At 41.5% G+C, this 13,155-nt stretch carries 10 protein-coding genes; 7 read left to right on the top strand and 3 right to left on the bottom strand.

Features of this window, described 5'->3' with window-relative positions:
- The first annotated feature begins 332 nt into the window (after positions 1-332).
- Positions 333-848, top strand: coding sequence for a hypothetical protein (locus tag ABF638_RS24020; RefSeq protein WP_435025452.1), 516 nt, complete (start codon positions 333-335; stop codon positions 846-848).
- A gap of 55 nt (positions 849-903) precedes the next feature.
- Here ABF638_RS24020 and ABF638_RS24015 read toward each other — a convergent pair whose 3' ends face one another.
- Positions 904-1,851, bottom strand: coding sequence for a protein rep (locus ABF638_RS24015; protein WP_435025451.1), 948 nt, complete (start codon positions 1,849-1,851; stop codon positions 904-906).
- Between the two features lie 113 nt (positions 1,852-1,964).
- Between ABF638_RS24015 and ABF638_RS24010 the strand changes: the two genes are divergently transcribed.
- The 6 genes from ABF638_RS24010 (at position 1,965) to ABF638_RS23985 (ending at position 9,313) form a co-directional block, all read left to right on the top strand.
- Positions 1,965-2,738, top strand: a complete 774-nt coding sequence (locus ABF638_RS24010) for a nucleoside phosphorylase (RefSeq protein WP_435025450.1) — start codon at positions 1,965-1,967, stop codon at positions 2,736-2,738.
- Positions 2,739-3,336: 598 nt separating this feature from the next.
- Positions 3,337-3,906, top strand: a complete 570-nt coding sequence (locus ABF638_RS24005) for a retropepsin-like aspartic protease family protein (RefSeq protein WP_435025449.1) — start codon at positions 3,337-3,339, stop codon at positions 3,904-3,906.
- Between the two features lie 125 nt (positions 3,907-4,031).
- Positions 4,032-5,396: a tRNA (N6-isopentenyl adenosine(37)-C2)-methylthiotransferase MiaB gene (miaB, locus tag ABF638_RS24000; RefSeq protein WP_435025448.1), complete on the top strand. Its 1,365-nt coding sequence runs from the start codon at positions 4,032-4,034 to the stop codon at positions 5,394-5,396.
- A 127-nt stretch (positions 5,397-5,523) separates the two neighbouring features.
- Entirely contained in the window at positions 5,524-6,144 is a 621-nt protein-coding gene (locus tag ABF638_RS23995) for a hypothetical protein (RefSeq protein ID WP_435025447.1), read from the top strand.
- Positions 6,145-6,539: 395 nt separating this feature from the next.
- The gene (locus tag ABF638_RS23990; RefSeq protein WP_435025446.1) at positions 6,540-7,304 is read left to right on the top strand and encodes an N-acetylmuramoyl-L-alanine amidase; all 765 of its coding nucleotides are present in this window, start codon (positions 6,540-6,542) and stop codon (positions 7,302-7,304) included.
- Positions 7,305-7,744: 440 nt separating this feature from the next.
- On the top strand, positions 7,745-9,313 hold the full coding sequence (locus ABF638_RS23985) for a glucosaminidase domain-containing protein (protein WP_435025445.1): 1,569 nt from the start codon (positions 7,745-7,747) through the stop codon (positions 9,311-9,313).
- A gap of 49 nt (positions 9,314-9,362) precedes the next feature.
- On the opposite strand, the gene ABF638_RS23980 is transcribed toward ABF638_RS23985, so the two are convergent.
- Both ABF638_RS23980 and mnmG read right to left on the bottom strand, forming a co-directional pair.
- On the bottom strand, positions 9,363-10,712 hold the full coding sequence (locus ABF638_RS23980; protein ID WP_435025444.1) for a hypothetical protein: 1,350 nt from the start codon (positions 10,710-10,712) through the stop codon (positions 9,363-9,365).
- Between the two features lie 228 nt (positions 10,713-10,940).
- Positions 10,941-12,863 carry a tRNA uridine-5-carboxymethylaminomethyl(34) synthesis enzyme MnmG gene (gene mnmG / locus ABF638_RS23975; RefSeq protein ID WP_069071627.1) on the bottom strand — a complete coding sequence of 641 codons (1,923 nt, stop codon included), beginning with the start codon at positions 12,861-12,863 and terminating at the stop codon, positions 10,941-10,943.
- Positions 12,864-13,155 lie beyond the last annotated feature (292 nt).

The raw sequence follows: 13,155 nt of genomic DNA, 5'->3' as shown, positions 1-13,155 counted from the left end.
ACCATTCATCTGCTTTTCAGGTGACTGGTATTTTTTTGTGCTTTTTGAGTTAGAGAAATAGGCTAACGCCTACAAGATATGAAGTACGAAGAAAATAAATAAAGAGTCTTACTTTACTAATCGTGGATTGGAATAGACTTTAAATATTTTTTTGAACGCTTCGCGCTGAAGAAATAAAGAATAGGCTAACGCCTAGTGAGAATGAATATTAAAGAATTGTACTCCAATAGTCGTGGAGTGAAATAGACTTTAAATATTTTTTTTGAACGCTTCGCGCTGAGGGTAGGTGTAATTAGTTTGATTTGCAGAGTTGAAATTTTCAGGAGTTAATAATGGATTCAATAATGGATTTAGCTAAAATTGAAACTATTGAAGACTATGGTTTCGATCGTAAAAGTCTTGATGACTTGCTTAAATATCAATCTAATAATATGAAGTCAATGCCTTCTAGTAAGATTGCTTTTGGTCGAACTCACAAACCGTTTGGAGCCGAGGTAATACTAGTATACCCTCCGGTAATTAACAAAGGACACTGTGATGAGACGGTTAATCGACTTGGCGATCGCATTCTTCCAGGATGGAGTTCTGCCTTACTCTGCCATTATCCTCCAGGTGTTGGCATGAAACGACACCGTGACCACCGCGTTTTTGAACCTCTGGTAGCATTAGTCAATATTGGACGTGCTACTTTCTGCATTGATACTCAAGGGTATAGTAATAAATATCACCTTGAAGATGGTCAGGTTATCAAGTTTTATTCTAATCTTCACCATGAACTACTTCCGGTTGTATCTGATCGTTGGTCTTTGTCTTTTCGCCGGATTAAGTCACAGTCTCTACGGTTCTAAACTTATGTAGTCCTTTTCATGTAAGGATTATGAGGCTGTTCCTATATCGCTGATGTCACTCTGTATTAAATCTTTGTAACTTGCGCTCCCATCGGAAATACAAACTTTCTCCATCCACCTCGTCTGTCTCTTCACTTTCATCAATGAGGTCTTGGTTCTTCTCCTCTAATTCGCGCATATACTGCCTGAGTATACCCCCAACAGCGATCGCTCTACTTTTATGCAGTTGACGGGTTAACTCTAAAAACCATTCTCTATCACCCACCAAATCTGACTCTTTCACCTGATACTTGAGAATTTCTGGGATAAGTAGTGATGGGTTATGATGTTTAGCGATCGCGCTAGTATGAATAATTGGCTGATAATCAATTCTTAAGCACTGCTGCCAGAACGCTACCCATTTGGTATGAGAAAGATAGCCATGACTGAAATACGAAGGCGGTACCATTCCCAAAATATGTAAATGCGGGTGTGCTGAGACTCCATCTCTACCTTTAGTTACTTCTATGGACTTCACCCAACCTTTCGCAGGCCATGCTTTCAATTCAGTGAATCGCTTAAAAGCTTTATTCATCGAATCCAAGTTTTCCCTGAGTTCCTCAATCTGGCAATTCCTTACAGTCAAAGTAACAAATAGCCAACGGTACTTGGGGTAATCAGTGACAACCTGTGGGAGAATTTTATAAGCTCTTGCTTTCCACATGAGTGATCGCCGCCATTGACAAACCGGACAGTGACGAACCCTACAAAATCGGGCATCTGATAGCTTTAACTTGAGAATACCTTCCGCTTCGTCTGGCACTAATTGAAACTTCAGCAACTCGGAACACATTCTCACTCGCCAAGCATACTGTTGAAAGCAATGTTCGTCTGCTTTAGCGTAATAATGGAAAACTTTATCAGTATTAGCTCTATGCTTGTCCCAGATTTTACCTATAGACGAAACTTCGGATAAGCTTTGTACATTTTGATTTTGTTTGAATTTTAAAGCTTTAGCGAACACAGAATTACTGAGTCAGTTTTGTATAAACATCCCAAATTAACGTAATTTATACGGTAAAACCTCAGTAAAAGTATTTAGGTAAATATGTAAAGCAATCGCTAATCTTTCACTCTATGCCAAATAAACGCTTTTATCACATTGGCTTTGGGCAAGACGATTTAGGTTCATTGCCTCCCACCATTGCTCTATTATCTGGCGATCCAGAGCGATCGCGTCTAATTGCCCAAACTTATTTACAAGATGTACGCGTGTTGTCAGAAAATCGCGGACTCAATAGCTATGTGGGATACTTACCGAATGGTCGCAGTATCTTATCAGCTACAAGCGGTATGGGTGCGCCTTCATTAAGTATTGTGGTCAATGAGTTGGTACAAGTAGGAATTCGGCAAATTATTCGCATTGGCACTTGCGGTTCCATTCAACCTTATATACCAGTCGGTAGTGTTGTTATTAGCAGTGCAGCATTATGTCGCCAAGGTGCAGCGAATGATATTGCACCTGTGGAATATCCAGCCGCAGCCGATCCTTTTCTGACAGTCGCTTTAGTTAAAGCCGCACGAGAATTAGAGATTGAACATTACATCGGAATTACGGCATCAGTTGATACTTTTTACGAAGGACAAGAACGCACTGATTCAGCAAATCCAAATTTAATGCGATCGCTGCATGGCATCACAGAAGAATATCGGCGCTTGAATATCTTGAATTACGAGATGGAATCCGGCACACTATTCAAAATGGCAGGAGTGTATAATTTTGCAGCAGCAGCTATTTGCGGTGTAGTTGCTTCGCGTACAGATGGTGAAAATATCATTTTGGAACAAAGAGATATTGCTGTGAAAAATGCGATCGCAACTGCTGTGAATGCCGCAGCAAACCTTGAGTAAGCTAACAAATTTCTCTAATATGACTTTTTATTATGCCAGATTTAATATGCTCTAAGTAGTTTTATCATGTCTTTACCTAATCTTTAATTTATAATCAGTAATTCTAGGTAAGATATATTGAGTAAGATGCAATTTTATCTGATGAAACACATATATAAAAAGCTTTCTTATAGCAGTTATCGTTTGTATGCAATACATTTTGACCTCTCTCCAAACCTCTCTCCTTTTAGGAGAGAGGCTTTGAATTGTAGGTTGGGTTAAGCAAATCACAAAAGTAGCGTGAATATCATAAAAAATTATAGTAATCAAAAACAATAAAAGTTAAAATTATTGTTTAGTGTCAATTAATAAAAGTTGCTTTTATAGATTAAGTACTTGAGATTTTAATACCATATTTTGCAGCAATTAAGTAAGTGGGCAAGAATAAATCAAACTATATTAAGTAATGTAAGATTAAATTGAATTAGCTCGTAGTAAGGGCTTTAGCCCTTAAGAGATGACTAAAGTCCCCACTACAAACCTTTAATTATTTACGCCCACTTACTTACGATGAGTTTAGCTATTAAAAAATATCACAAAAATTGTAGGTTAATATAATATGAATAATGCTTGGAAGCGTTGGAATACGACCGTTAATCTGGCTGCGATCGCACTAATGCCGACGCTGATATTTTTAGCATTCTCTCATAGGGCAACGGCTGACGATCCAGGAGCATGTTACATGATAAACTCCTCTGGCAAAACCGTTGGATTAGGAAGGCTTTGTGGCAATAGTAGTAATATAGCCGCACCTTCAGATAACAAAGTTTTTCGAGTCTCAATCAAACGCCGCTTTGGTGGAACTCCTGTAATTGATGTCACCTTCAACGACAAAAAAACCTTTGAAATGATTGTAGATACAGGTGCTAGTGGAACCATTATCACTCAAGGTATGGCGAATACACTTGAACTACAGGCTACAGGCTCAATGCAAGCCCAAATTGCCGATGGTAGCGAAGTAGAATTTCCAACCAGTAAGGTAAAATCTATAGCAGTCGGTGGAGTGACAGCCAATAATCTTCAGGTTGCGATCGCACCAAAAGGAAGCATCGGCTTACTAGGCCACGATTTCTTTGGGAAATATGATATCAAGATTCTGGAGAAAGAGGTCGAATTTCATTACCGCTAATCCTTGCAGGTAGCAACTTATTGAGGTTTTTATTCAGCAGTCAGCACTCCTGAAGCAGGTTAAGAGCGTTATAGAATAAAAGAAATAAACCTTAAATACATTACGCTGATTCAGCAGAATTGCCCATGACCACTTCTAAACGCCAATACCACATTACTACTTTCGGTTGTCAGATGAATAAAGCTGACTCAGAGCGCATGGCTGGCGTTTTGGAAGACATGGGCTTTGAGTGGTGCCAAGATCCGAATAATGCAGATGTGATTCTCTACAATACCTGTACAATTCGGGATAATGCTGAACAAAAGGTATATTCCTACCTCGGCAGACAAGCGAAGCGCAAACATGAGCAGCCTGATTTAACCCTGATTGTTGCTGGTTGTGTTGCCCAGCAAGAAGGAGAAGCGCTGTTGCGGCGAGTACCAGAATTAGACTTGGTAATGGGGCCACAACACGCCAACCGTCTGAAAGATTTGTTGGAGTCGGTGTTTGAGGGCAACCAAGTTGTCGCAACCGAAGCAGTTCACATTATTGAAGATATCACCCAGCCGCGACGGGATAGTACAGTAACAGCTTGGGTGAATGTGATTTACGGTTGTAACGAACGCTGCACCTATTGCGTAGTTCCCAATGTGCGCGGTGTCGAACAATCTCGCACGCCGTCAGCTATCCGGGCTGAAATGGAAGAATTAGGACGGCAAGGTTACAAAGAAATTACTCTACTCGGTCAAAATATTGATGCTTACGGCAGAGATTTACCTGGAGTCACACCAGAAGGTCGGCATCTGAATAATTTTACAGATTTGCTGTATTATGTCCATGATGTGCAGGGGATTGAAAGGTTAAGATTTGCTACTAGCCACCCCCGTTATTTTACTGAGAGATTAATCCAAGCTTGTGCCGAGTTGCCCAAAGTGTGCGAACACTTCCATATTCCTTTTCAATCTGGGGATAATGAACTGTTAAAGGCAATGTCGCGGGGTTATACCCATGAGAAATATCGTCGGATTATCGATACCATTCGCCGATATATGCCAGATGCCTCCATTAGTGCCGATGTAATAGTCGGTTTTCCTGGGGAAACAGAAGCACAGTTTGAAAATACCCTGAAACTGGTAGAAGATATTGGTTTTGATATGTTGAATACAGCAGCATATTCGCCGCGTCCAGGGACACCAGCCGCGTTGTGGGATAATCAACTGAGTGAAGAAATTAAAAGCGATCGCCTGCAAAGGCTCAATCATCTGGGAAACTTGAAAGTAGCAGAGCGATCGCAACGTTACTTTGGACGCATTGAAGAAGTTTTAGTAGAAGACCAAAATCCTAAAGATCAAACTCAGGTGATGGGACGCACTGGCGGTAATCGTTTGACCTTTTTTAATGGCAACATCAAAGAACTCAAAGGGCAGTTGGTAAAGGTAAGAATTACCGAAGTTCGCCCTTTTAGCTTGACGGGTGAACCGGTTGAAGTGAGGCAAACGGTTTTGCAGTAAGAACTAGTACCGCAAGGCGGAATTAAAAATTAAAAATTAAAAATGAAGACAGCGTAAGGGTTTTGTTGATTGGGAATGGGTGGTTTATTTGCGCCGTGCTGTACTAGTTGAGGATTACCCCTGGCTTATGATGAAGTTACCGCAAACGATTTCAGTTCTACTTTTTGGGGCTAGCTTGGCTGTACTTTCCCCTGAACTTTGTACTGCTTTCACTGTTCAAGAAGTAGCTAACCTTGCCCAAGCATCAAGCGATTTGCCAGTGGTCAAATCAGCAGGACTGTCCCCCGATATGGATGTGCCTTGGTCGAAACCCGTGAGAATAGTTGACCCTTTTGAAGGAGAGTTTCTTGGGGTTTTCGACCGCAACTCATTAGGTGGTAATTTATACCGTGGAGGTTCAAAGCAAGTTATTAGTTTGTGGACTCCTTCGAGCATTCGAGTACTGATAACAGTAAATTCGGGTCAAGCCAGTTCTTCTTTTTACACCGCAGGTCATGTATATCCCAGAACTGACTATCTTAGGTTTGCCACTACTAAAAAAGTCGATAAACTTTTGCTCAAGGTCAGGGAAAAAGTTTTTCAATTAGACGGGTCAACCGGCACGTTTGCTGTCAGTCAAGAATTAGCCACTGCTTTAAAAAATGCTCCAGATGAGAACTTAGACATCAGACTAGTCTTGGAAGGAGGTCAAACTGTTGACAGCGAAATTGGCAAAGAAACGGTGAAAGCTTGGCGAAGCATTTATTAAGCGATCGCATTTTTTACCAAAATATTATCTTTTATTGATCAAGGAAAGATTTCTCTCCTCTCATCAGGAATCTATCTGGTCAAACTTGTTTATATATTTAGACTTGTTTACAGTCCATACTGTAGGACTTACGCAAAACTATACGCGTTCTGGGTAATACCCTGCTTTTCGGCTATTGTTTGCGTCCTGTACTCACGTGTTATCACTGACGGCACTGACTGTCTAAGCAGTATATTTGTGTTTATCCCTTAACGATTATGGTAAGTTTCCAGCTTTCAACTTCGTTATTGTATACCAGTAAGACAGCTAGGGGCTGACAGTGCGATCACATTTGGGTTAATACAGTGTAGTGAAATCATTTATACCTCTCAAGCTCTAAAAAGGAAATCAACCCTATGAAATTTGGTATTGACATCGGACATAATTGCCCTCCTCACGATACAGGAGCAACAGGCATCAAACAAGAAGATGCTTTAACTAAAGCAGTTGGGACACTACTGATCCAAAAACTCAAAGCAGCAGGTCATACCGTTATTGATTGCACTCCTACAAGCGCTAGTAGTGTAAATGATTCTCTTAGACAGCGAGTCAATAAAGCGAATAATAATAACGTTAACGTCTTTGTATCAATTCACTTTAATAAATTCAACACTAAAGTTAATGGTACAGAAATTTTCGCCACTAGTAATACATCAAAAGGTATTGCTCAATCAGTTTTAAAAGAGATTCTTAAACTTGGATTTAATGATAGAAAGGTTAAAAATGCAGGTTTTTTTGTTCTGAAGAATACACAAATGCCAGCTATTTTAATTGAATGTTGCTTTTGTGATGCCAAAGTAGATATGGATCGCTTTGATGCTGAAAAAATGGCAGAGGCAATTAAAGATGGATTAATTGGTGACTCAGATGATGATGAACTCAAATCTGATAAAAAATACGTTTTGGAAATCACAACAAAAACTGTTTTAAAACCTTCTACAGAACAAGCATCAGAACTGCCAAAAGATTCTGTATTTGATATTGAGCCAGGTAGTTACCCAGTTTTAGATGTCCGTTTTGAGGAAAACCATTATTGGGTTAAGTGGCCTGATAAAAGTAAAGGAAACAGAGATGAACATTTTGTTTTTGCTGGATATAGTAAAGTTATAGAAAAAGATTAACTAATTATATCTAGATCATTCGTTAACACCTAGAACAGATCCCTGACTTCTTAGCTCGACTTTATCCATTTTTTTGCAACGCTCAATCTTACACTGAAAGCTTTGCGGGACAGTAATTTTACTTTTTCGATTTCACCGATAATCAGTGACATGGAAAAAGTTTTTGCCAAAAAGCTAGAGTTTTGCCGTATCAAGAGAACCAAGTTTTTAATTTTGGATAAAGTCGAGCTTAGAGGATGTTTGAAAAGTTTTTTGCTGTGACTTTCGGCACTTTTAGATCCCCCCTAACCCCCCTTAGAAAGGGGGGAACCGGAATTAAAGTCCCCCTTCTTAAGGGGGATTTAGGGGGATCTAAAGGTTTTGATATTGACAAGAGGACTTTTAAAACATCTTCTTAGAGAAGTCGGGTATTTACAAATACTTTTTAAGGAGACAAATTTATGTCATTACTAGATGATTTAATCAAAACCTATTTTAATCAAGATTTAGCAACAGTATTTACACAAGTTGGCATTGAAAATGCAAAAATTACCGATATCAATCGGCAAATTCTTAAAGAAGTTACCCTAGCTCAATGGTTACTAGAGTCTTCTAGAGGTCAAAGTGATCTTGCTGTCAATGCTAACAATTTTGCCGGATTAAAATGGCGAGATCCTGATATGAAAGGCTTTGCTGAACCGTTAAAAATTAAAGTTCCTTCTGAGCTAGAAGAAGTAGAATTTTGTAAGTTCCCAGATATTGATGGCTTTATTGTTGGATATTGGAAGTTTTTAACCCGCACTCCCTATAAAGGCTTAGAAGATTACACCAATACACCAGAAAATTTCCTTGGTTTTCTCAAGGGTAAAGGCTATTCAGCTGATCCTAACTATGTTAATAAAGTTGTAAATTTGCTTCCAGAGGCGCAGAATTTATTGGCTAATGCAGGTGTAGTTGTTATTGCCCCAGTAGAAAAACTACAGCTAATTCGTGCCCCTCAAGAAGTGGAAGTAGGACAAAGTTTCCGGGTTGAAGGTATAGCTCGTTTAGCTGACAGGGGCAAAATTTTGTCGGTGATGATCGATAACAGATTTCCAGCCCCAAGTGTAGTAATTAGTCAGGATGGCAAATGGCAATTTGATTTAGTCTTTAAACAAGAAGGCGATCGCACCATGATAATTGCTGTTGAGGATCAAACTTTAGAGATTAAAATTAAAGCTATCGTTCCTTTCGATCACAAAGACGATGAGAATACTCAACAACCTACAGCATCCAGTTTACCAGGAGCGAAGGTAATTAAACTCAGTGGTAGTGTAGGAATTGGCGGAGTCAATCAAGCTGATGATGTTAAGGCTATTAAGGCGCGATTGTATGAGCTAGGCTACAAATGGGTAGGTGATCCTAACAGTGCAGATAGAGACAGAGGACTATTTGACGCAATCAAATTATTTCAATCAATTATTGCTGGTCGCAGTACTATTAAAGGTGATGGTCGAGTTGATGTTGGTGGCATAACTCATCGATGGTTGCAAGCAGCTAATGCACCACGGTGGGAGTTGATGCCAAAAAGCGACCCAGATAATGGTTTCGTAAACGGTGAACTGGAAGACACCCAAGATAACCACGATTTTGGAACACACTGGTTAGCTGATGTGGTCAAAGAAATTGCCCAAGACTATCAAAATAGTTATCGCAATACTCATCCCAAAGCTGCTTTCTTTGCAATTAACGATGTTAGTCTGCCTCATGGAGGTGATACTCCCGACCATCAAGGGCATGAAACTGGCATGATGTGCGATGTTTACTTACCCAAAAATAATGGGGCTTTTGGTGGCATTTTTTGGTCGAGTTCTGAATATGATCAAGATGCTACGCGAGCTATTCTCAAGTCTATTCGTAAGCAAAAGTTGGTAAAGGCGGGGGCAGTTTTCTTCAACGATAAAAAGCTAATTCAAGAGGGGCTTTGTACCCAGATGATTGGTCACGATCATCATATTCACTTTGAAATTAACCCACCAGTCAGAAGCTAATAGAGAGTCCGGTGTTTGGTGGGTGGAAGAGTTGCTGACAGAAGAACTTTTACAATTTCTGCCCTGCATAAATTGATCGCACTTCGCCATTACGCCGGATGACAGCTTCGCCATTACTAACATCTACTAATGTCCAACCACTTGAGCCGATACTTTCACCCATATTGATGCGGCGAGTCACGCCATCGATTTTAAACAAAGCGGCGGATTTATTGCCCAACTCTAGCAATCCTTCTAAGGTATTAGTGGGAGCCTGTGCGATCGCAGTTGGCGGATATACTTGTTCCTGGGTAATAGTTGGTTCTGAATCTGGGGCGAGGGCTGCACGCAATGGAACTACTGGTAATGCAGGCAAAGGCTTGGGTGTTTGCCGCACGGTAATGGGTGCAGTTTTCCCAGCCACAGGTTTAAGTTCGGCTCGGACAGCAGCAGCTAACATATTGACGGTTACAGGCTTGCTAGCTTGTCGCACTGTATTCAGGGCATTTTTCACCACATTAGGTTGAGAAGCCTGTAACGCACTGGCAACTTGTGGTAAAAGTTTAGGAGTCCCAGGAATCGCTGGTAGGGCGTAGCGCATTGGCGACGGCGCTTGATAAACGGGAACGTAGATGCGCTCAACAACGTTTCCAGAACGGTTAGGGGCTGGTGGTGTATTGTTAGCTAGAAGTGGAATTGCTGGTAGATTACCAGATGCTTGCCCGTTACCAAGGGCTATTTGGTTAGTATTTGCCTGAGTGGAGAATCCCGGACTGACAGATTTTTGATTGCTTTTGGCTTCTTGCTTATCTATAACTGCCAGCGCTCCCAGCATGTAGTCAACTAACTCTGCCTCAATTTCTGTTTTGACGGGCAACTGCGATTGCGGTTGCTGCACTAAAAGCGCGGACTCAGGCAATTTGCTGTTTAAAAGATATACGACTCCAGACTGTACTAGGTAGATCATACTAGCGATCGCCACGCCTAAAGTTGTTCCGACAATCAGCAGTTTGCCCAAAGCAGGACTAGTTTTCTGACGCTTTCTACTAACTGATTTAACAGTGGCGCTGTCAAACACAACAGTACTCAAGTGCTTGTGCTTATCTTGAGCAGCTGACTGCACTGTTTGGTTCAGTTTGTTGGGTAAAATAATCTGCGGTATAGTAACTGTTTGCAGAGGCACGTATTCTGTAGGCGATTGGGAAGAAACCCCAGCAAAAGACTGGCTCGATTTGTTCTGCTTAGTGTGCCTAACAGTTTGAGAAGGCAGATTATCACTAACATCCAGAATGTAGTCGATATCGGCAAAGAGTTCATCCATTAAGCCATCAGCATAGTTTTCTATCGACCAAGGCTCGTTGGCGATTAAGTCTTCTGATGGTTCCGGTACTATGAGACGGGTGCTGGCTTCTTTTAACATAGACGTTCTGGGTTGTTGCTAGGACGGGGAAACGCCGCCCCTACTGCCTGGAAATTATGATTATTAATGAAACATCCAATCTCGTCCTATTGAGACGAGTTGCTTGAGTGTTGGTATTAAAGTCAACTTTCATCTGGGGATTGTTGATGATGGCAGTACTAATGTTTATGTCATCTATCATACCAATCCCCCCGCTTACTACTATACTCAGTCTTTATGAGCTTGGTGTTAAGCTAAAGCTGGAAACTCTGACTGGCTCTTGCTTCTACGCAATTCTAGATATAATAATAAGGCATTAATATCCGCTGGGTTTACACCACCTATACGTGCAGCTTGACCAAGAGTGAGTGGTTTCACGTGAGTCAGTTTTTCCCGTGCCTCTTTAGAAAGAGTATCAATTGTTGTGTAATCCAAATCCGCAGGTAACTGGCGGTGCGCTTGGCGGGCAATTTGGTCAATTTGATTTTGTTGCCTAGCGAGATAGCCAGAATACTTGATGTCAATTTCTGCACCTTCTTTTTCGGCGCGGTTGAGGTTGGGGTTTCCCAATCCGAACCTGTCGAGATCAACGTAATGGAATCCCGGACGGCGCAGCAAGTCGTTGAGGGTAATTGAACCTTTAATTAATTGTTGGGTATTAGATGCGATCGCTATTCCAATTTCATCATGTTCTTTAACTCGTGTAGTTTGCAATCTTTGTTTTTCTGTGGTGATATTACCCTGTTTTTCGGTAAATATATCCCAACGGCGATCGTCAATTAAACCAATTTCTCTTCCCAAGGGTGTTAAACGTTGGTCGGCATTGTCAGAACGCAATATCAACCGGTACTCAGACCTACTGGTAAGCATCCGGTAAGGTTCCCGCAGGTCTTTGGTACACAGGTCATCAAGTAGTGTCCCAATGTAACTTTGCTCGCGGGCAAAGACAATCATTTCTTGAGAGCGAACAAACCGAGCTGCGTTAATTCCTGCCACCAGCCCTTGAGCTGCGGCTTCTTCGTAACCTGTGGTGCCGTTAATCTGCCCAGCACAAAACAGTCCAGCAATCTTCTTAGTCATCAGTGTGGGGTAACACTGAGTTGCTGGTAAATAGTCATATTCCACAGCATACGCCGGACGCAGCATCACACATTTTTCCAAACCGGGGAGAGTCCGCAACATTTGTAGTTGCAAATTTTCTGGTAATCCTGTGGAAAACCCTTGGATATAAAGTTCGGGTATATCCCTTCCTTCTGGTTCAATAAAGATTTGATGGCTTTCCTTATCAGCAAAGCGCACAATTTTATCTTCAATACTGGGACAATAGCGCGGCCCTTTAGCTTCCACCCAACCGCCATAAACTGGCGACAGGTGTAAATTATCCTGAATTAAGCGATGGGTTTCGGCGGTTGTGCGGGTAATGTAGCAAGGCATCTGTTCCCGTTCTACCCACGCCTCTGGGTCAAAACTGAACCAGCGCACATCTTCATCCCCTGGCTGGATGAGCATTTTACTATAATCCACCGATCGCTTGTCTACCCGTGCTGGAGTTCCAGTTTTGAGTCTGCCGGTTTCAAATCCCAGGCGATTTAGGGTTTGTGTCAAGCCCTCAGCCGCAAATTCTCCAGCCCGCCCAGCTGGCATTGATTTGTTACCAACCCAAATTTTGCCTCCCAAGAAGGTGCCAGTTGTCAAGATAACTGCTTTACATTGGAACCCTACACCAAAATAAGTTTCAACGCCGATGACTTCACCATTAGCACCCAGCACCAAGTCAGTTGCCATACTTTCGCGGATTGTCAAGTTTTCTTGGTTCTCAACAATATTTTTCATCACCGCTGCATATTCGCGCTTGTCCGTCTGGGCGCGTAATGCCCAAACAGCAGGCCCTCGTGAAGAGTTGAGGATACGTTTTTGCAGGTAGGTGCGGTCTGCTACTTTACCAATTTCTCCGCCAAGTGCATCTACCTCATGAGTCAATTGGGATTTGGCCGGGCCACCCACTGCTGGGTTACAAGGTTGCCAAGCGATTTTATCCAAGTTGAGCGTCAATAGCAGGGTACGACAACCGAGGCGTGCAGAGGCGAGAGCCGCTTCGCAACCGGAGTGACCTGCACCGACGACTATGACATCAAAAGCGTCTTGAAATTCAACGGAATTGTGCATGGTCATACTTACAGGATCGGCAAGCTTAGAGTTCTTTTCAATTTTAACTGTTCCAGTGATTTCATGGATGTATCTTTCTAATAAAAAAGTTATCAAATTTACTAGTACTCAATCAAAGACAAGTTTCTATTTTTTCACTTGAGTATTAAGTAAAAAAGATTATATTTTTTAAATTTTATGGCCATTTTCCGGGTTACTGCTCAAAGCTATTGTTCACATGGTTAGCAATTAAAACAAAATAATCTATAGGAATCCGCTTTGATTTCTGAACTAATTTGCGTAGGCAGGCAATAGGCAA

Source organism: Nostoc sp. CALU 1950 (assembly GCF_051172895.1).
In the GTDB taxonomy this organism is placed as follows: Bacteria; Cyanobacteriota; Cyanobacteriia; order Cyanobacteriales; family Nostocaceae; genus Nostoc; species Nostoc edaphicum_A.
This window is presented reverse-complemented; position numbering and strand designations above follow the sequence as displayed.